Raw genomic sequence first — 17,172 nt, forward strand, 5'->3', positions numbered from 1 at the left:
CGATGCAGAGCACCCTCTGTATTTGTAGAGGATTACGCCCGCGGACAGTACGCACTGTGGCCGACGCCACCCTGCCCTATACGACTATTCGCGAGGGGGACAACAGAATTCGATCACAGATCACATGGGAACGCCGGACGACACGGCCTCCCGGAGGGGGATAACGGGATGCTCGGGTCGACCGGCGTTGATCGGACCGGCGCCTCGAATGACGGTCCGACGATAGGAAAACGGCCGGCCCGGGGGGTCGGCCGTTTCGGATCAGCTGGCGTAGGCGCGCAGGCGGTCGGCGCGCTCACCCTTGCGGAGCTTGGACATGACCTCGCGCTCGATCTGGCGGACGCGCTCACGGGAGAGGCCGAAGAGCTTGCCGATCTGGTCGAGGGTGCGGGGCTGGCCGTCGTCGAGGCCGTAGCGCAGGCGGATGACCTGCTGTTCGCGCTCGTCGAGGGTGGCCAGGACCACGCGCACATCCCGGTGCAGCAGACCCGCGATGACCGCGGACTCGGCCGAGGTGGCCTCGGAATCCTCGATGAAATCGCCGAGGGGGGCCTCTTCGTCATTGCCGACCGGCATATCCAGGCTCACCGGGTCGCGGCTGTGATCCAGCAGGTCCGCGATCTTCTCCTGCGGAATGCCGGATTCGCGGGCCAGCTCGGCGTCGGTGGCCTCACGCCCGAGCTGCTGATGCAGTTCACGCTTGATGCGGGCGAGCTTGTTGACCTGCTCCACCAGGTGGACGGGCAGCCGGATGGTGCGGCTCTGGTCCGCCATACCGCGGGTGATCGCCTGACGAATCCACCAGGTGGCGTACGTCGAGAACTTGAAACCCTTGGTGTAGTCGAACTTCTCCATGGCGCGGATCAGACCCAGGTTGCCCTCCTGGATCAGGTCCAGCAGCGGCATGCCGCGGCCGGTGTATCGCTTGGCCAGAGAAACCACGAGGCGCAGGTTGGCTTCGAGCAGATGCTGACGGGCCGCTTGACCCTCGCGGACCAGGATCGCGAGATCCTTCTTCTTGACCGCGGACAGCCGTTTGGTCGTCTCCAGCAGGTGCTGAGCGTAGAGGCCCGCCTCGATGCGCTTGGCCAACTCGACCTCGTCGGCGGCCGTGAGCAGCGCGGTCTTGCCAATGCCATTCAGGTACACGCGTACCAGGTCGGCTGCGGGGCTCTGGGCGTCGAGGTCCTGTTCGCTGATGCGCACGTCAGTGGTGGCGGGGCTTGTCATGACTTGCCTCCTGTCGGTGGTGTCTCGCTCCGTTCAACGGACCCGACATCAGGAAAGTTCCCCACCGTGGCGCTTGTAAACCGTATCTGAGCTGCGGTTTCCGCTACGGACGGCTGAGAAGTTCCTGAGAAGGGCGTACAGTGCGGAACTCGGGAACCCGATCGGCGGCCTTCGTTATCCGGGTGGTTGCCGCCGTCGGAACCCGAACTTCGGAGCGCTGCAATCGAATACGTGTGTATGGGCCTTGCCCTGCCGCTGGTCGTTCGAGTGTCTTTGTAACGATCGGCAGGTCGGAGGCATTCCGGAGATACCCGTCGGCGGTGATCGAAACGTGAGATAGCTCACCGAGATCAGATAAACGGCTGGTCACGGCACGGAAACGACTCGGCCGCCGAGCGGAGTGCCCGGCGGCCGGAGGATGGGTGAACTCGGCTGGCGAAGGTCAGCGCGGATGGATCAGGCCGTGCCGGACCAATCCGACCACCACGCCCAGCACCGCCGATTCGAATTCGGGGGTGGCCGCGCCACCGGTCTCACTGAAGGCGAGCAATTCGACCAGCTCGCTCAGCGGCAGCCCGTCCGGGCGCATCCCGGCCAGCAGCGCCGCGGTGGTGTCGTCCACCTCGTGCTGCCACAGCGGACCGTCGCCACGATGCAGCCGCGCCACCCGCTGCTCCCAGCCTTGCTCGCCCGGCAGATAGACCCGCTCCAGCGCGCTGACCGGATCGACCTCGAAACGACTCGCCAGGACCAGATCCGGATCGGTGGCCACCGCGCGCAGCCACGCCGACCGCTCGAAGTACCGGCTGGCCTCGTTGCCGAGGGGATCCTCGAAGTGATGGGTGAGATCCTCGGCCAGGATCTCGGTCGGGCCGTCGATATCGCGCAGATAGACCACACCGAAGCCGATTCCGTCCACCTTCGCCTCGGTGAACGCCTGCAACCAGCGTTCGGCCTGCTCCTGGGCCTGCGGTTCGCGCGGATCCAATCCGGCGTCGCGCAACCAGGTTCCGACATAGAGGGCGGGATCGGCGATATCGCGCTGCACTATCCACGCGTCCACGCCCTGATCGGGCAGCCAGCTCGAGACCCGGGCGCGCCAGTCCTGTCCTTCTATATGCACCCACGAGGCCAGGAGTGCCGCGGTGCCACCGGGATTCAACATGGCGGGCATACCGGAGATGACGAGCTCGCTCGCACCGTCCATGGCCAGGCCGGAATCGCGATAGGTGTGTTCCACGCGCGCCGGTCCGACCACGAACGGGGGATTGGCGACCACCTGATCGAAGCGCCGCCCGGCGACGGGCTCGTACCAGGAGCCTTGGCGCAGTTCGATATCCAGGCCATTGAGCGCGGCGGTGGCCTCGGCCAGCCAGAGCGCGCGCTTGTTGAGATCGGTGCCGGTGACCTTCTGTCCATAAGACGCGGCGTGAATCGCCTGCACACCGCAGCCGGTGCCGAGATCCAGCACGGTGCCGACCGGACGGGTCGGAGTGGCGCGCAGCAGTGACAGCGACGCCTGCCCGACCCCGAGCACGTGATCGGTATCGAGGGTGCGACGCCGCATGGAGTCGTCGAGATCGGACAGCACCCAGCGCGTGCCATCGCCGAGATCCAGCGGACGCAGGTCCAGCGCCGGGCGGATATCGCCGCCATCGCGTTCGAGCAGTCCGGCGGCTACCGCGCGATCGATATCGACCGGTGCCAGCGCGGCGGCGACCTCACGTTCGGGCATGGCATCGCCGAGCAGCAGCAGGCGCACCAGAGTGCCCAGCTCACCGGCATCGCGGGCGGCCCGGCGCACGGGCACGGGCTCCGAGCGCCACAGCGCGGCGTGCGCTTCGTCGCCGAGGACCTCCAGGAGCGAATCGGAGTCGTAGCGGACCCGGGTCAGCGCGGTGCGCAGATCGGCGGCCAGGTCGGCGAGCAGGGACGAGCTGGTCGTCTGGTTCGTCGGCATGGGTAGAAACTCTGCCATCGCAACCCGGTGGCATCCCCGGGCGGTCCCGGTTCGCGGGTCGCGCTGGGTGTTCGCCGGTGGCCGTCCGCGATGAATTCCCGCTCACTTCAACATCATTGACGCATCTCACCTGCGGCTATTCCGACCGCTCGGGACGGTATTCGTTGCTACTGTGACCGGGTTCACGCAGGAGGTATCGCAGTTGACATTCGATATCGAGACCGGCGGGCCCGGCCCGGACTGGTAGCAGGTTTACGACAGCCCCGAATTCCAGCGACTACGCCGCAGATTCCGTCTCTTCGTCTTCCCCATGACCGTTCTCTTCCTGGCCTGGTACGCGCTCTACGTGCTGCTGGCCGACTACGCACACCACTTCATGGCCACCAGGGTCGCCGGAAGATCGCGATCGGCCCAGATTCTGGGCCTAATGCGGTTCCTCTCGACCCTCGGCATCGCCGAGCTCTTCCTGTCACGGCGAGTTCGGTGCTGATTCGGGAGATTCCCGGCACGCTTGAGGAATCTCGAACATATCTTCGACCGTGCCGCTAATGTCCCTGTCTCCGAGCGCTTCCGGGTAAGCGCACCAGCGGTGAGCGCACAGACAATCGGCCAGGGCCGGAGTGGGGGTGGGAAGCGGTTTGATGCGCGCGTACCAGCTCCGAACCAGCGCGAACGCGGGCAAGCTCGCGGCCGTGGCCGAAGTTCTGCCATGGTGGCAGCGGGGTCTGGTTCATGTGCAACACCTGCAGGTGCGACGACTGCGGGCTGGGGAACTCACCCTGGGTTGGCTCGGTGGGCCGGAGGCGAAAGCCTTGCCGTCGTACCTGTCTGCGCGGCAATGGAAGTCGGTAGTCAACCAGACCAACGCCGCCCTCGAATCATGGCGCGCCGCCGCAGTGGCCGGGGTGCGGGAACTGATCCGCGACCTGGACATCGACGAAGAGTTTCGGGTTGTGTTGTACCGCATCAACCTTCGCCACGGCTGGTGGTGTGAGCGCCTTATCCTGGACCGGAAGACCGGCGCTGAGGCAGACCCCGCAGCCTTGCGCGTGTGTCGGGATTTGATCGGGACATGGCTGTGGCGCCACCCGTTTCCGAATTTGAGCCGGGTGCGGACAATGACGATGGATGGCCCAATCGCGACGGTCGAGCCCGCCCGGGGCGTGCACGCTGACTTCTGGGTGCGGGTTTCAACCTGCGCTGCGGGCCGCCCGGTTCGAATTCCTTTGCACGGCTACGACTACTTCGTCAACGCACTCGGGGATGTCCGTAACTTCTGCCAAGTCACCGTGAACGATGATGGTGCGGCGTCGTTCGCTCTGGTGAAGAAATCGGCGGCTGCGCCGATTCGCGTGAGTGGAGAATCGATCGGTGTGGACTGGGGTGTGGCAAGCATGTTCACCACCAGCACCGGTCAGATCCTGGGGCAGCATCTTTACGTTTGGCTGGCCGAACGTGATGGTGAGGTCACCGCGCTGGCGACTTCCCTGCAGCGTCAGGGCGTCAAACCCTCTGAGTCTAAACGGTTTCGGGCGTTCACCGCGCGAATCCGCGCGCATGTGCGCAATGAGGTCGGTCGCCTGCTGAACCAGCTTGCCGCGCAAGACATTCGCGGGATCGTGGTCGAGAAGCTCGACTTCCGGTTCGGTGGCCTGAGTAAACGGTTGAACCGGATCCTGTCCCGGGCGGGACGAGCCGCAGTGACCGCGAAGCTCCTGGCCGATATCAACGCCGCCCGCAATGTCCTCGGACGTTCCGCGGTTCGGGGTGGCTGGTTGTCGTGGTCCAGGGATCGGGTACTTGCGCAGTTGGATCGAGGCTTCACCGCCCGCTGGCGGTGTGACCCGACCTTGCTGCGGGAGCGTCCCACTCGACGCGGTCGCAGTACCGCTACTTCGCCCCCGGCGAAGTCAATCGTGGTCCAGGAACAGTGTTCCTCGGATTCGGATACTGTCCATCCCCGTTTCGTTCGCCCTGGGCTGGCTGGGAACCGTGCTTTCGCGTGAACGCAATAATGCGAAGTTTGCTGGGATGCAGGTGCGGTCTCTGACCGGCACTGGAGCGGAAAAGGCTGGGTAATAAAAAGGTAAAGAAATTGTCGCTGAAATGTCACTGAAAACCCTTGCGGCATTTCAAGATCAATATTTCGAAGATCAAAAATACTGCTACGCAACGTGGTTGGGCTGTGTATGCTATTGATCATGCACAGCCCCACTACGAGGTGGGATGATGGCGAGGCGGTGTCGTAAGTGGACCTCAGCAGGCTCCGAATGCGTCGTGCGACGGTAATAGCCGTCGCGGTCGGCGCTCTGATATTGATGGCCGCGGGGCTCTTCGATAGATTGTTGCTGGGTGTATTCACAAGTGCCGGACTGGCTCTCGGCTGGATCAACGCGCAAATCACGTGGATGTCGATTGTGCGAATCACCGATGCGGAAACTCCCAGCAAACAAAAGCTCGCGCTGTCTTCCGCCGCGCGGCTGATCATATTGACCGGCCTGTCGATTGTCATCGCCTTCTTCACCCGGCCCTACGGTGTCGGAATCTTCTTCGGGCTGGCCGTCTTTCAATTGATTCTGGTATTGCACACCGCATTGCCCGAGGTGAAAGGGCTTCGACAGCAGCCATGAGCCATCCCGTCGCTTCGATTGCCCAGATGTCCGTCACCCTGAGCGCCGAAGGGGAGTCGGAGTCCAAGATCCACGTCGGCGACCACGCGGTCGCGCATCTGTGGGGTCTGGAATTCAATGTCGACACCATTGTGTCGACCTCCGTCGCCGCCCTTATCGTGCTGGGCCTCGCCTTCTACCTGCGGGTCAAGCTCACCTCGGGGGTACCCAACGGCGTGCAGCTGTTCTTCGAGACCGTCACCGTACAGATGCGCAATCAGGTCGAGACCGCCATCGGTATGAAGGTCGCGCCGTTCGTGCTGCCCCTGGCCGTCACGCTCTTCACCTTCATCCTGCTCTCCAACTGGCTGTCGGTGCTCCCGGTGCAGTACGGCTCGGGTGAGTTGATCGCCCCGCCCGCCTCCGATGTGAACTTCGTCTACGCGTTGGCGCTCTTCGTATTCGTCGCCTACCACGCCGCCGGTGTGGGCAGGCGCGGTGCGGGCGGGCACGCCAAACAATTGCTCAAGGGTCACACCGGTTGGGGCCCCATGATTTTCATCAATGTGATCGAGGAGATCGCGAAGCCACTATCACTGGCATTGCGGCTCTTCGGCAATATGTTCGCCGGTGGCGTCATGGTTGCGGTGATCACGCTGTTCCCCTTCTGGATCAGCTGGGGCCCGAATGCGATATGGAAGTTGTTCGACCTTTTCGTCGGCGCCATCCAGGCATTCATCTTCTCCCTGCTGACCGTCCTGTACTTCAGCCAGTCGATGTCGCTGGAGCATGAAAAGCACTGATCGGCACCGCTGTTCGGTGACAATTTCCACAAAGGAAGTGAAAAATGGCAGATCCAGCAACCGCGAGTATCGTCCAGGGCGCTCTCATCGGCGGCGGCATCATCCTGGCGGGCGGTGCCATCGGCGCGGGCATCGGTGATGGTCTCGCCGGCGCGGCATTGATCAATGGCGTTACCCGGCAGCCCGAGGCCGAAGGCCGACTGCGCGGCAACTTCTTCCTGACCGTCGGTCTGGTCGAGGCCGCCTACTTCATCAATCTCGCATTCATGGCGCTTTTCGTATTCGCCACTCCCGGTAAGTAGACGTAATCATGTCTCCCAGAACAGATGTGGAGGCCGCGGGGAACTTCCTGATTCCCAACGGCACCTTCTTCGCCGAGCTCGTGATCTTCCTGATCGTGCTCGGAGTCATCATGTTCTTCGTGGTCCCGCCGATCCGAAAGGTATTGGCGGAGCGGGAGGCTCGGGTCGAGGAGACGGCGGCGACCAGCAAATCGGCGAACGAGTTGTTCGCCGAGGCCGAGGCCAGATACCAATCGGCACTGGAGAAGGCTCGGGCCGAAGCGGCCGAGATCCGGAACCAGGCGCGTGCCGAAGGCCGGGCGATACTCGAAGAACTACGCGGCGACGCTCAAAAAGAGGTCGACCACATCGTCGCGGAATCCTCGGCACACCTGCGTGCCGAGGCCGACCAGGTCGCCGCCGAACTACGCGAGGACGTCGAACCGCTGGCCCAGAATCTCGCCGATCGCATGCTCGGCGTGAGTGCTAGACCCCGGACCAGCGCCGGCCATCAGAGAGGACGGGGGACGCCCTGATGCACACCAATGGGCTGCTCGCCGAAGGCATTTACAACATCACCTTCGATTGGCCCGTCTTCTTCAGCCAGTTATTCGGCTTCGGCGTCATTATCTGGATTTTCGTCAAATACATTCTGCCGCCTTTGAGGAAAATCATGTCGAAGGCGCAGGACACCGTGCGACGGCAACTGGAGGAGAGCGAGGACGCGGCGGTCCGTTTGACCGACGCCAAGACCGCCTACGACAGCGCCATCGCCGAGGCGAAGGCCGAACTCGAGCGGATGCGCTCCGAGGCGCGCACCGATGCCGACCGCATCATCGCGCAGATGCGTGAGGCCGCGGCCGCCGAGGTGGAGCGGGTGCGCAAGCAGGGCCGCGATCAGATCCTGCAGTACCGCAGGCAGCTGATGCGCGATCTGGAGGCCGATCTCTCGGCCGCCATGCTCGACCTCACCGAGGAGAAGGTGCGCGAGCAGATCGGCACCCCGCAGGCCAGGTCCGAGAGCGTGGAGCGTTTCCTCGAGGATCTCGAGGCGCTGGCCAACTCGGCCCCGGCCGCGCGGCGGCAGCCGCAGACCGGATTGAACTAGAAACCGTGTGATCTGGACACGGTTACTCCGGATCCCGGCCGGTCAGGCAGTATTCCTGACCGGCCGGATCGGTCATTACCAGCCATCCGGTGCCCCAGCGCACGCGATGCGCGCCGAGCTTCTCATGCCAGGCCGCCGTCGTTTCGATATCGGTGCAGGCCAGATCCAGATGCGCGGCGGTGGGCCGATCCTGCTCGAGGCGTTGTAGAAGCAGTTTCACCGGTAGCTTGGAATCCGGTGTGAGCCTGGAGTATTCGGGCAGACTGCCCGGCATCCAACGCCACCCGGTCAACTCGGTCCAGAACTTGACCTCCTCGTCATGATCGCTGGGTCCGATATCCAGGCAGACCTGATCCAGTCGGCTGCGATCACCCTCCGGCCCGGTGACCACGGGCGCGATCTCGCCCTCGGTGCCCGCCGGGGTCAGACAGAAGATCATGCCGTGCGGCGACTTCAGCACGGTGTGCTCCGGATGTTCGAGAACCAGTGTGGCCCCGAGCTTTACGGCTCGATCGACCTCGGTGGGCACATCCTCGACATCGAGGTCCAGGTGAATGCGCGGTCCGTGGGGTACCGCCTGCATCTTCACCGCGGGCGCGCCGGAATCCGGTAGCAGCGTGACGAATTCGGAGTTCGCACCGCGCTTGGCCGAGAGCGTGGTGGCGGTGACCGCGGTCCAGAACTCCGCGCATTCGTCGAACTGTGTTGCGGGACGGTCGAGGAATGCCCAGATCCATCGAATTGTCATACTGTCTCCCAACTCTCGCGATGCCAGTCCTTACGGAAGGTCTTGCGGTATGTCAGCGGCGGCACACCGAGCTCGGAGCGCATGTGATGGCGCAGCGAGGCGGCGGTGCCCATGCCCGCCGAGCGGGCCACCTCGTCAATGGTCAGATCGGTGGTCTCCAGCAGTTGCCGGGCGTGCCGCAGCCGCTGTTGCAGTACCCACGCGCCCGGCGCAATACCCGTCTCGGCCTTGAATCGGCGCGTGAAGGTCCGCACGCTCATACACGCGTGCGCGGCAAGGGAATTCAGATCCAGCTCCCGGTCCAGGTGCGCCAGCGCCCACAGTCGGGTCGGTGCGGTGCCATCCGAACCCGGTTCGGGGACCTGCTGTTCGATGAATTGCGATTGCCCGCCCTCACGCCACGGGGGAACCACGCAGTAGCGGGCCGCGTGATTGGCCACGGCGCTGCCGTGATCGGTGCGAATCAGATGCAGGCACAGGTCGATTCCGGCCGCCAAACCCGCTGCGGTCCAGATGTTTCCGTCCTCCACGAAGAGCAGGTTCTCATCCAGGCGCACGCTCGGGTAGAGCGAACGGAACAGATCGGCGAAGTTCCAGTGCGTGGTCGCGCGCCGGCCGTCCAGCAGCCCCGCCGCGGCGAGTACGAAGGCGCCCGTGCAGATGGAGACGATGCGGGTGTCCGGGCGGATGGTCGCCAGGGCCGCGGCCAGCTCCGGTGTGAGCACACCCTGGGTGCGCGGTTCGGAGATTCGAGTGCCGGGCACGATCACGGTGTCCGCGCGGGCCAGCAGTTCCGGTCCGAATGCCGGGACGACCGCGTAACCGGTCGTGGTGCGAATGGCCTGTCGCGCTTGTAATCCGCACACCTGGACGTCGTAGAGCGGGCGTCCCGACTCGTCCTTGGCCTCGCCGAGAACCAGGGGCGCGATGGTCATATCGAACCCGACCAGCGGTTCCAGTGCCAGTACGGCCACCAGATGCGGTGTGGTCATCCCCGGACTCCTCTCCCTCGGTCTTGGCCGGATATTGACGCATTGTGTCATTCAGGCCACTCGTTCGCCACCGGGAATTCCGTCACGCTCAACCGGTGAGCGAACTCCAGACCGGCCCCGCCGTCGAATCACCACACGGCACAGCGCCATTGCGCGATCCGGATGAGCCTGCGGGCGCGGCACCGCCCACACCGGAGAGCGACTCCGACCCAACGGCTCACGCACCCGCGATGCGCCTGGGCCGATTGCATCCCGCGTGGATCGTCGCCGCGGTCGGGTTCGTCGCCTTGGTCGGGGCGGCGGCGTTCCGGTCCGTCCCGGGCGTGCTCATGGAGCCGCTGCACGAGGAGTTCGGCTGGTCACACGGGACCATCGGGGCGGCCGTCTCGGTGAATGTGCTGCTGTACGGCCTGATTTCGCCATTCGCGGCCGCGCTCATGGACCGCTTCGGGATTCGGCGGGTGGTGGCGAGCGCGTTACTGCTGATCGCGGCGGGTGCGGGGCTCACCGTGTTCATGACCCAGTCGTGGCAGTTGATGGCCACCTGGGGGCTGCTGGTGGGTATCGGCGTGGGCTCGATGTCCATGCCCTTCGTGGCCACCATCACCGGGCGCTGGTTCGTGCACCAGCGCGGTCTGGTGACCGGTGTGCTGACCGCGGCGGGTGCGGCCGGACAGTTGGTGTTCCTGCCGCTGATCGCGCGACTGGCGGGTGATTACGGCTGGCGCACACCATCTCTCCTGGTGGCGGGGACCGCGCTGGTGGTGGTGCCGCTGGTGCTGCTGTTCATTCGCGACTATCCGAGCGATATCGGCGTCACCGCCTACGGGGCCGAGCCGGGCAGTGCGGTGGGCGTGCGCACGCGGGCTCCGGGCGGTGCGGGGCGGGCTTTGACCGTCCTGTTCTCGGTGGCCCGCAAACCGGTGTTCTGGCTACTGGCAGGGGGTTTCGCCATCTGCGGTATGTCCACGAACGGTCTCATCGGCACGCATTTCGTCAGTGCCGCGCATGATCACGGGATGCCCGCCACCACCGCGGCCGGACTGCTCGCCCTCGTCGGCATCTTCGATGTGGCCGGAACCATCGCCTCGGGCTGGTTCACCGATCGCGTGGATTCGCGGTATCTGCTGGTCGGCTACTACTCGCTGCGCGGGCTGTCGCTGCTGGTGCTGCCCATGCTCTTCGGTCCGGATGTGCAGCCGAGTATGTGGGCGTTCATCATCTTCTACGGTCTGGACTGGATCGCCACCGTGCCGCCGACGGTCGCCCTGTGCCGCGAGCACTTCGGCGAAGACGGACCGGTCGCCTTCGGCTGGGTCTTCGCCTCACATCAGATAGGCGCGGCCGTGGCGGCCTTCGGCGCGGGCTATATCCGCGATATCCAGGGCAGCTACACCCTGGCCTGGTACATCGCGGGCGCACTGTGCGGCCTGGCGGCGCTCATGTCGGCGAGTATCCGCAGACAGCCCTCAGCTGTCGATGGCGTTGTGCGGGCGTGAGTCGAGCGCCTTCTGATTGCGCCGCCCGTCCCAGCGGCTGGGTTCGTCCTTGCTGCGGGGCGGCCGGTCGTTCGCGCCCAGCACCGCGATCCACGGCAGCGGAATCGAGACGCCGATGATCACCAGCGAGATCACCCAGTTATGCCACAGGCCGTACGCGATCGCCGCTCCGACCAGGCATGGAATCCGCAACGCCATGATCATCACGTAGCGCCGCACCCGATCGTGATGCTGCTGTTCCAGTGAGGTCGCCGCCTCGGTGATCAGCGTCGGCTGTTCCTTCTCACCCCGGAAGAACCCCTGGGGTTTGCGCTCCGGCATGGGAATCGAACCGGGAGGAAGGAATTCGACCTCGGGGCGATCCGGGCCGCCCTCGGGATCGGCTGGTGAATCGCCGTCACGCTGCATACCTCGAGTCTTGCACTACCGCCTGTCGAATGCACACGCCGGTTGCCTCCCGCGAGCGGCCTGGCATCATGGATGGGTGAGCGCAGACACCCTGGTACGTCCGGAAACGACCACCGACGAGTCGACCGACAGCGACATCCCCAAGGTCTTCCACTATGTGAAGAAGAACAAGATCGCCGAAAGCGCCGTCATGGGCACCTTCGTGCAGGCCCTGTGCGGCGAGGTCTTCCCCGTCACCCGCTCTCCCAAGCCCGGCTCCCCGGTCTGCGAGGAGTGCAAGCGGGTGTACGAGATGATGAAGAAGGAATGAGCTAGGACCTGGAGTCCGCCGGTTTCCGAGCCGAAACCGGCCCGAACGGATTACCGTTCGGGCCGGAAGCTGGAGGGTTCGGCGAAGATGGCATGGTTGAGAAGCGTTGCGGTGAAACGTAATTCGTCATTGTCGAGATAGCCCTTCGCCTTGGCGATCACCGCGGCCACGCCGCCGTAATCCACGACGTAGCGCTTGGCCTGTTCGATCGGCGGGTGCTCCCACAGGTGTGCGGGGTTGCCGTCGAACCAGCCCATATAGCGCTGGTAGATGGCCTTGACGTTATGGCTGACCGTCGCGCGGCCTCGACCCTGCATACATGGCGACGTTGGATCGACCGGAACAATTCCGCGATCATGGCGGTCCTGTTCCTGTTCCTGGTCCTGGGCACTCGATCGCTGGGTGCGGCGATCAGCGGTCTCAGCTAGCCGGGAACCGCCCGTCCGGCGGTGTCACGGTGAGCGCGATTCTGCCGAACACCTCGCCCGCGTCCATTCTGCGGTGGGCCAGAACCGCCTGCTCCAAGGGAAGCTCTTCGTGCACAACGGCTTTCAGCTCGCCACGACCGGCGGCGGTGAACAGTTCGGCGGTTGCGGCGCGTCGCTCGAGTGCGGGTACGGTGTCGGCGCTGAAGGTCGCGAACGACATCGACTTCCGGAACGCCGCGACCATCTCCATACCGAAGTCCGCCGGTGGTGTGCCTGCCATCGCGCCGACGGCCACCATCCGGCCGTTCGGCTCGAGCCTGGCGAAGAAGGAAGGTAGATCCGCGCCGGCGACGATATCGAGAATTACGTCGTAGTTCGCGGGAGCGTCCGGCGCGCCCCGGCCGAGCCGGTCCAGCACATGTGTCGCGCCCAGTCCGCGCAGGCGATCGCCACGCTCGGCCGAGGATGTCGTGACCGCCACCGCGCCGGCGCCGCCACGGGTCGCGAGCTGTACCGCCATGACCCCGATGCCACCGGCCGCGCCGCGCACCAGCACCGACTCTCCGCGAGTGAAATGGGCGTGACGCAGGGCGAAGTGGGCCACCATCGCCGAGCTGCCGAGCGTCACCGCGGCGACGGCCGACAGGTCGGTGGGGATGGGGACGAGCGTTTCGGCCGATGCGAGGGCCAGTTCGGCATAGCCGCCGCTCTCACCGGTGAGCGCCCATACCCGGCGGCCGACCCAGGTCGGGTCGACGCCCTTGCCGACCGCGGTCACGGTGCCCGCGACCTCGCTGCCGAGGATGCGACCGGGCGTGGCGCCGTACGCGGCCAGCGCGCCGCTTCGGATCAGGACGTCGATGCCGCCGACGCCGATCGCCTCGGTAGTGATCAATACCTGTCCGGCGTCCGGATGCGGGTCGGGGAGGTCGGCGACCGCGAGTACCTCGGGACCTCCGAATGCCTGGACCATCACTGCTTTCACCGGTATCTCCATATTCTTCTCGATCGGAACCAATCAGGCGGACCGTAACGGACGCCCCCGTCCGTTTAGCTAAAGTGAGAGCGGTGACCGCCCATTTGCCTCACACATTGCGCTCGGACGCGCGTGACAATCGCGAACGCATCCTCGAGGCCGCTCGCACGGTATTCGTCAGCGCCGGTTTGGATGCGCCGATGCGGGAGATCGCCCGGCGAGCCGAGGTCGGGCCCGCGACCCTCTACCGCCATTTCCCGACCAAGGAGTTGCTGGTCGCGGCGGCATTCACCGAGCAGATGCTGGCCTGCCGGTCACTCGTGGACGACGGCCTGGCCGATCCCGATCCCTGGCACGGCTTCTGCCTCACGATCGAGAAGCTCTGCGAGCTCCTGGCACATGACCACGGCTTCACCGCGGCCTTGATGTCCACCTACCCTCACGCGCTGGATTTCGCCGCGATCCGTGCCTCCTCGCTGACCGGCGCCGCCGAACTGATCCGCCGCGCCAAAGACACCGGGCAGCTGCGCCCCGACGTAACGCTCGACGACCTCATCCTCATGATCATGGCCAACAGCGGCATCCGGGGGAGCACGCCGACAGCCCGCCTCGCGGCATCCCGGCGCTTCGCCGCACTCATGATCCGAGCGTTCCGGGCATCCTGAATTGCTCCGGGACAGTGAAGGCTTGGGTCCTGCCGGGGTGGGACCTATGGCTCTGCTGTCCGTCGCCGGTGTGCACCACGCTGAACCGATAACGCAAGCGGCAGTGAATGGCGGAGAGGTGAGCGGCCATGATGTGGAACGACGGTTACGGCTGGGGCTGGGGCGGTTGGGTCCTGATGGGCGGGATGATGGTGCTGTTCTGGGGCCTGGTTCTCGTGGTCGGATTCGCGGCCGTGCACTATCTGCGCACGGCGAACAGTGGCCGGTCCGAATCGGTCGGCGGGTCCGGGGTGGAGCGGGCCGAGGTCGTGCTCGCGGAGCGGTTGGCGCGGGGTGCGATCGATGAGGACCAGTACCGCAAGCTGCTCGCGGTCCTGCGCGAGACCCGGTCATGACGATGCGTCGAAAATGGCTGCGGCCGTTGCTGATTGCCGCGCTGGCCGTTGTACTCGGGGTCGGGACGACCCTTGCTTTCGCTGCGACCGGGACCTGGCACGGCACGCATCGGTGTACCCCGTCCGTATTGTCCGGCCGGGTCGTCGAGGTGACGGTGACCGATATGGGTGCGGGGATGATGGCGTCGGGGATGATGGATGGCCGACATCGGCCGTCGGACAGCGAAAAACGTTGGTGGGGAACCGATCCGATGCGAATGTTCGTCGAACCGGGCACGATCGCAGCCGGTGAGGTGTCGCTGAAGGTGCGCAATACGGGCAGGCTGACGCATGAAGTAGTGGTGCTCCCGCTGGTTGCGGGACAGCTCTCCGGCGCCCGGAGTATCGGTCCTGACGGTCGCGTCGATGAGGTCGGCAGCCTCGGCGAAGCATCCAAAACGTGCGGTTCCGGTACCGGTGACGGAATCGCGCCGGGCGCGGTCTCGTGGACGACGCTGACGCTGCCACCGGGCCGCTACGAACTGGTGTGCAATCTGCCCGGTCACTACGGCGATGGTGCCCACGTCGAGTTCGATGTCACCGGCGGCGGCGGATGATCGCCGATCGACCGGCGAGCGGGGGGGTATTCGGTCAACGGCCCGAGATCATCTCGGGCCGTTGATCTTTCGCCCCGGGGCGGTGGTTTCAGTCCTTAGCGCCGGAGAGTGATCGCTCGGGCAGCCCGGCGTGAAAGCCGTTCGCGTAGCCATCGGCGAACCCGTCGGGATACTCACCCTGCCCGGCTGGCGGAGCCGGAGCGGCGGTGTCGGATTCGTGGAGCACGGCTTGTTTGAACCCTTCCCGGAAACCATTGCGGTATCCACGCGAATAGGCGGTCGATTGCATTCGAGACTCCTCAGTTCGGTGTACTGCGGATCATCGACAGTGTGTCGAACGTCGACGCGGCGTCGGACCACACCAGCTCGCGGCCCGGCGGCATCCCCTGAATCGCACCTGATCTGTGCCTCGCAGATAATCAGCGTGACCGTCTCATTGTCGCATGATCCCCGCTCGTAGCGGCTGGAGTTCGGCGAGACCGAAGCCCCCGTTCGCCGGATCAGTTGATCCGGCGATCCAGCCCCGTCCAGAACTCTTCGCGAAGTTTGAACTTCTGGATCTTGCCGGTGGCGGTGCGCACCAGTTCGCCGCGGAACTCGACCCGCTTCGGGCATTTGTAACCGGCCAGGCGGGTGCGGCAGTGCGCGATGAGCGCCGCTTCGTCGACCGGGTCCGCACTGTCGTCGAGCACGACCAGAGCTGTCACGAGTTCACCCCATTTCTCGTCGGGGATACCGATGACGGCGACTTCCCGGACCGCCGGATGCGACATGAGCGCGTCCTCGACCTCGATCGAGGTGACGTTCTCGCCGCCGGTGATGATGACATCCTTCTTGCGGTCGGAGATCGTGAGGTAGCCGTCCTCGACGGTGCCGCCGTCGCCGGTGTGAAACCAGCCGTCCGCCAGGGCGTTCTCCGTTGCCTCGGGGTTGTCCAGGTACGACGAGAGGATGTGGTTGGAGCGGGCGAGCACCTCACCGCTGTCGTCGACCTCGATCCGTACACCGATGGCCGGGGCGCCCGCGCGCCCGAGTAGCCGGGCCTGCTCGGGCACCGGCAGGTCATCCCATTCCGCGCGCATGCGCGACATCGTGAGCAGGGGAGAGGTCTCGGTGAGCCCGTAGATCTGGATGAACTCCCAGCCCAGCGCTTCCCGGATCAATTCGATGGTGCGGGTCGGCGGCGGAGCGCCGGCGACGATGATGCGCACCCGGTCGCGTCCCGGAATCTCGCCGTCCCAGGATTTGGCCGCGTCCAGGATCGCGGTGACCACGGCGGGCGCCGCGCACAGGTAGGTGACGCCGTGCTGCTGGACGCGGCGCAGGATCTCCGCGCCGTCGACCTTGCGCAGGACGATGCTCTTGGCGCCGATCGCCGTGGTGATGAAGGGGTTTCCCCAGCCGTTCGCATGGAAGGTGGGCAGCGTATGCAGGTACACGTCGCGGTCGGTGACGGTGGCCTGCCACCCGAACACCACCGCGTTGATCCAGTTGTTGCGGTGCGTCAGCTGCACGCCCTTGGGCCGGGCGGTGGTTCCGGAGGTGTAGTTGATCGTCGCGGTCGCGTTCTCCTTCGTCGCCGCTTCCGCGACCCACGGCTCCGGCTCGGTGTTCGCTCCCCAGATCAGGTCATCGTCCCGGCCCAGGACGAAGGTCCGTCGGCATGGCACCTCGTCGACGAGATGCTCGAGTTCGGGGTCGACCAGCAGGACCTCGGCGCCCGAATGCTCGACGATGTACCGGATCTCGGCCACGCTGAGCCGGAAGTTGATCGGCACCAGCACCCGGCCCCACCCCGCGACGCCGTAGAACGAGACCAGGAATCTGGCGGCGTTGTGCGAGACGATGGCGACCCGCCCGCCGACGGGTACGCCCAGCTCATCGAGGGTCGCGGCCTGACGGCGAGCGAGGTTCCCGAGCTCGGCGAAGGTGATCTCGCCCCAGGAATGCGCCGGCTGATTCGGCTCATCGACGATGGCGACCCGATCGGGGTAGACGGTCGTGGCGCGGTCGAGGAAGTCGTTGATGGTCAGCGGGATGAACATGCATTCTCCAAATTACAACGGCGGGAGTCTATTTCATCCTCTCATCAATTCACGGTCGGACCCTCGTGGATTGCGATCATCGCCGGTCACCGCTCGAGCCGGGGCGGTAGTCCTGCGAC

General features: G+C 65.4%; 20 protein-coding genes and 1 pseudogene. 12 read left to right on the plus strand and 9 right to left on the minus strand.

What is annotated here, in order from left to right; genetic code table 11:
* Nucleotides 1–261: 261 nt before the first annotated feature.
* Both OHB26_RS23920 and OHB26_RS23925 read right to left on the minus strand, forming a co-directional pair.
* The gene (locus tag OHB26_RS23920) at nucleotides 262–1,230 is read right to left on the minus strand and encodes a sigma-70 family RNA polymerase sigma factor (RefSeq protein WP_067566737.1); all 969 of its coding nucleotides are present in this window, start codon (nucleotides 1,228–1,230) and stop codon (nucleotides 262–264) included.
* Nucleotides 1,231–1,672: 442 nt separating this feature from the next.
* Entirely contained in the window at nucleotides 1,673–3,190 is a 1,518-nt protein-coding gene (locus OHB26_RS23925; protein ID WP_330179503.1) for a DUF7782 domain-containing protein, read from the minus strand.
* Between the two features lie 268 nt (nucleotides 3,191–3,458).
* Between OHB26_RS23925 and OHB26_RS23930 the strand changes: the two are divergent.
* From OHB26_RS23930 to OHB26_RS23960, 7 genes and pseudogenes are all read left to right on the plus strand, one after another.
* Nucleotides 3,459–3,680: pseudogene (locus tag OHB26_RS23930) on the plus strand (DUF485 domain-containing protein); the annotation flags it as partial.
* 151 nt (nucleotides 3,681–3,831) lie between these two features.
* Entirely contained in the window at nucleotides 3,832–5,196 is a 1,365-nt protein-coding gene (locus tag OHB26_RS23935) for a hypothetical protein (protein ID WP_330179504.1), read from the plus strand.
* A gap of 264 nt (nucleotides 5,197–5,460) precedes the next feature.
* Entirely contained in the window at nucleotides 5,461–5,820 is a 360-nt protein-coding gene (locus tag OHB26_RS23940; protein ID WP_330179505.1) for a hypothetical protein, read from the plus strand.
* 26 nt (nucleotides 5,821–5,846) lie between these two features.
* Nucleotides 5,847–6,602 (plus strand): F0F1 ATP synthase subunit A, encoded by a 756-nt coding sequence (atpB, locus tag OHB26_RS23945; protein ID WP_330179506.1) that lies wholly within the window; start codon nucleotides 5,847–5,849, stop codon nucleotides 6,600–6,602.
* Between the two features lie 44 nt (nucleotides 6,603–6,646).
* Nucleotides 6,647–6,904 carry a F0F1 ATP synthase subunit C gene (locus tag OHB26_RS23950; protein WP_067566745.1) on the plus strand — a complete coding sequence of 86 codons (258 nt, stop codon included), beginning with the start codon at nucleotides 6,647–6,649 and terminating at the stop codon, nucleotides 6,902–6,904.
* An 8-nt stretch (nucleotides 6,905–6,912) separates the two neighbouring features.
* Complete coding sequence (locus tag OHB26_RS23955) at nucleotides 6,913–7,419, plus strand: F0F1 ATP synthase subunit B (protein ID WP_330179507.1); 507 nt, start codon at nucleotides 6,913–6,915, stop codon at nucleotides 7,417–7,419.
* Nucleotides 7,419–7,991: a F0F1 ATP synthase subunit B family protein gene (locus tag OHB26_RS23960; protein WP_330179508.1), complete on the plus strand. Its 573-nt coding sequence runs from the start codon at nucleotides 7,419–7,421 to the stop codon at nucleotides 7,989–7,991. Before OHB26_RS23955 ends, OHB26_RS23960 begins: the two co-directional genes overlap by 1 nt.
* A 22-nt stretch (nucleotides 7,992–8,013) precedes the next feature.
* On the opposite strand, the gene OHB26_RS23965 is transcribed toward OHB26_RS23960, so the two are convergent.
* Both OHB26_RS23965 and OHB26_RS23970 read right to left on the minus strand, forming a co-directional pair.
* Entirely contained in the window at nucleotides 8,014–8,739 is a 726-nt protein-coding gene (locus OHB26_RS23965) for a VOC family protein (protein ID WP_330179509.1), read from the minus strand.
* The gene (locus tag OHB26_RS23970; RefSeq protein WP_330179510.1) at nucleotides 8,736–9,731 is read right to left on the minus strand and encodes a GlxA family transcriptional regulator; all 996 of its coding nucleotides are present in this window, start codon (nucleotides 9,729–9,731) and stop codon (nucleotides 8,736–8,738) included. The genes OHB26_RS23965 and OHB26_RS23970 overlap by 4 nt, the downstream gene beginning before the upstream one ends.
* 230 nt (nucleotides 9,732–9,961) lie before the next feature.
* Between OHB26_RS23970 and OHB26_RS23975 the strand changes: the two genes are divergently transcribed.
* Nucleotides 9,962–11,230, plus strand: coding sequence for an MFS transporter (locus OHB26_RS23975; RefSeq protein WP_330185761.1), 1,269 nt, complete (start codon nucleotides 9,962–9,964; stop codon nucleotides 11,228–11,230).
* On the opposite strand, the gene OHB26_RS23980 is transcribed toward OHB26_RS23975, so the two are convergent.
* Nucleotides 11,201–11,551, minus strand: a complete 351-nt coding sequence (locus OHB26_RS23980; protein ID WP_330185762.1) for a DUF3099 domain-containing protein — start codon at nucleotides 11,549–11,551, stop codon at nucleotides 11,201–11,203. The genes OHB26_RS23975 and OHB26_RS23980 overlap by 30 nt on opposite strands.
* 163 nt (nucleotides 11,552–11,714) lie before the next feature.
* Between OHB26_RS23980 and OHB26_RS23985 the strand changes: the two genes are divergently transcribed.
* Entirely contained in the window at nucleotides 11,715–11,948 is a 234-nt protein-coding gene (locus OHB26_RS23985) for a DUF3039 domain-containing protein (protein WP_330179511.1), read from the plus strand.
* A 50-nt stretch (nucleotides 11,949–11,998) separates the two neighbouring features.
* On the opposite strand, the gene OHB26_RS23990 is transcribed toward OHB26_RS23985, so the two are convergent.
* Together OHB26_RS23990 and OHB26_RS23995 are read right to left on the minus strand one after the other, a co-directional pair.
* Nucleotides 11,999–12,265 (minus strand): alkyl sulfatase dimerization domain-containing protein, encoded by a 267-nt coding sequence (locus OHB26_RS23990; RefSeq protein WP_442942707.1) that lies wholly within the window; start codon nucleotides 12,263–12,265, stop codon nucleotides 11,999–12,001.
* A gap of 103 nt (nucleotides 12,266–12,368) precedes the next feature.
* Entirely contained in the window at nucleotides 12,369–13,361 is a 993-nt protein-coding gene (locus OHB26_RS23995; protein WP_330179512.1) for a zinc-dependent alcohol dehydrogenase family protein, read from the minus strand.
* Between the two features lie 83 nt (nucleotides 13,362–13,444).
* On the opposite strand from OHB26_RS23995, the gene OHB26_RS24000 reads away from it, so the two are divergent.
* The 3 genes from OHB26_RS24000 (at nucleotide 13,445) to OHB26_RS24010 (ending at nucleotide 15,008) form a co-directional block, all read left to right on the plus strand.
* Complete coding sequence (locus OHB26_RS24000) at nucleotides 13,445–14,017, plus strand: TetR/AcrR family transcriptional regulator (RefSeq protein ID WP_330179513.1); 573 nt, start codon at nucleotides 13,445–13,447, stop codon at nucleotides 14,015–14,017.
* Nucleotides 14,018–14,145: 128 nt separating this feature from the next.
* Nucleotides 14,146–14,412: an SHOCT domain-containing protein gene (locus OHB26_RS24005; RefSeq protein WP_330179514.1), complete on the plus strand. Its 267-nt coding sequence runs from the start codon at nucleotides 14,146–14,148 to the stop codon at nucleotides 14,410–14,412.
* The gene (locus OHB26_RS24010; protein WP_330179515.1) at nucleotides 14,409–15,008 is read left to right on the plus strand and encodes a hypothetical protein; all 600 of its coding nucleotides are present in this window, start codon (nucleotides 14,409–14,411) and stop codon (nucleotides 15,006–15,008) included. The genes OHB26_RS24005 and OHB26_RS24010 overlap by 4 nt, the downstream gene beginning before the upstream one ends.
* A gap of 88 nt (nucleotides 15,009–15,096) precedes the next feature.
* Here OHB26_RS24010 and OHB26_RS24015 read toward each other — a convergent pair whose 3' ends face one another.
* Both OHB26_RS24015 and OHB26_RS24020 read right to left on the minus strand, forming a co-directional pair.
* Nucleotides 15,097–15,297, minus strand: coding sequence for a hypothetical protein (locus tag OHB26_RS24015; RefSeq protein ID WP_330179516.1), 201 nt, complete (start codon nucleotides 15,295–15,297; stop codon nucleotides 15,097–15,099).
* 211 nt (nucleotides 15,298–15,508) lie between these two features.
* Entirely contained in the window at nucleotides 15,509–17,053 is a 1,545-nt protein-coding gene (locus OHB26_RS24020) for an AMP-binding protein (RefSeq protein ID WP_330179517.1), read from the minus strand.
* Nucleotides 17,054–17,172: the final 119 nt, after the last annotated feature.

The organism is Nocardia sp. NBC_01503, from assembly GCF_036327755.1.
Classification (GTDB): domain Bacteria; phylum Actinomycetota; class Actinomycetes; order Mycobacteriales; family Mycobacteriaceae; genus Nocardia.

Bases quoted from the DNA above. Each gene is read 5' to 3' on its own strand.
- OHB26_RS23920 (WP_067566737.1), bottom strand. From the start codon at position 1,230: ATGACAAGCCCCGCCACCACTGACGTGCGCATCAGCGAACAGGACCTC.
- OHB26_RS23925 (WP_330179503.1), bottom strand. From the start codon at position 3,190: ATGCCGACGAACCAGACGACCAGCTCGTCCCTGCTCGCCGACCTGGCC.
- OHB26_RS23935 (WP_330179504.1), top strand. From the start codon at position 3,832: ATGCGCGCGTACCAGCTCCGAACCAGCGCGAACGCGGGCAAGCTCGCG.
- OHB26_RS23940 (WP_330179505.1), top strand. From the start codon at position 5,461: ATGCGTCGTGCGACGGTAATAGCCGTCGCGGTCGGCGCTCTGATATTG.
- atpB (WP_330179506.1), top strand. From the start codon at position 5,847: ATGTCCGTCACCCTGAGCGCCGAAGGGGAGTCGGAGTCCAAGATCCAC.
- OHB26_RS23950 (WP_067566745.1), top strand. From the start codon at position 6,647: ATGGCAGATCCAGCAACCGCGAGTATCGTCCAGGGCGCTCTCATCGGC.
- OHB26_RS23955 (WP_330179507.1), top strand. From the start codon at position 6,913: ATGTCTCCCAGAACAGATGTGGAGGCCGCGGGGAACTTCCTGATTCCC.
- OHB26_RS23960 (WP_330179508.1), top strand. From the start codon at position 7,419: ATGCACACCAATGGGCTGCTCGCCGAAGGCATTTACAACATCACCTTC.
- OHB26_RS23965 (WP_330179509.1), bottom strand. From the start codon at position 8,739: ATGACAATTCGATGGATCTGGGCATTCCTCGACCGTCCCGCAACACAG.
- OHB26_RS23970 (WP_330179510.1), bottom strand. From the start codon at position 9,731: ATGACCACACCGCATCTGGTGGCCGTACTGGCACTGGAACCGCTGGTC.
- OHB26_RS23975 (WP_330185761.1), top strand. From the start codon at position 9,962: ATGCGCCTGGGCCGATTGCATCCCGCGTGGATCGTCGCCGCGGTCGGG.
- OHB26_RS23980 (WP_330185762.1), bottom strand. From the start codon at position 11,551: ATGCCGGAGCGCAAACCCCAGGGGTTCTTCCGGGGTGAGAAGGAACAG.
- OHB26_RS23990 (WP_442942707.1), bottom strand. From the start codon at position 12,265: ATGCAGGGTCGAGGCCGCGCGACGGTCAGCCATAACGTCAAGGCCATC.
- OHB26_RS24005 (WP_330179514.1), top strand. From the start codon at position 14,146: ATGATGTGGAACGACGGTTACGGCTGGGGCTGGGGCGGTTGGGTCCTG.
- OHB26_RS24010 (WP_330179515.1), top strand. From the start codon at position 14,409: ATGACGATGCGTCGAAAATGGCTGCGGCCGTTGCTGATTGCCGCGCTG.
- OHB26_RS24015 (WP_330179516.1), bottom strand. From the start codon at position 15,297: ATGCAATCGACCGCCTATTCGCGTGGATACCGCAATGGTTTCCGGGAA.
- OHB26_RS24020 (WP_330179517.1), bottom strand. From the start codon at position 17,053: ATGTTCATCCCGCTGACCATCAACGACTTCCTCGACCGCGCCACGACC.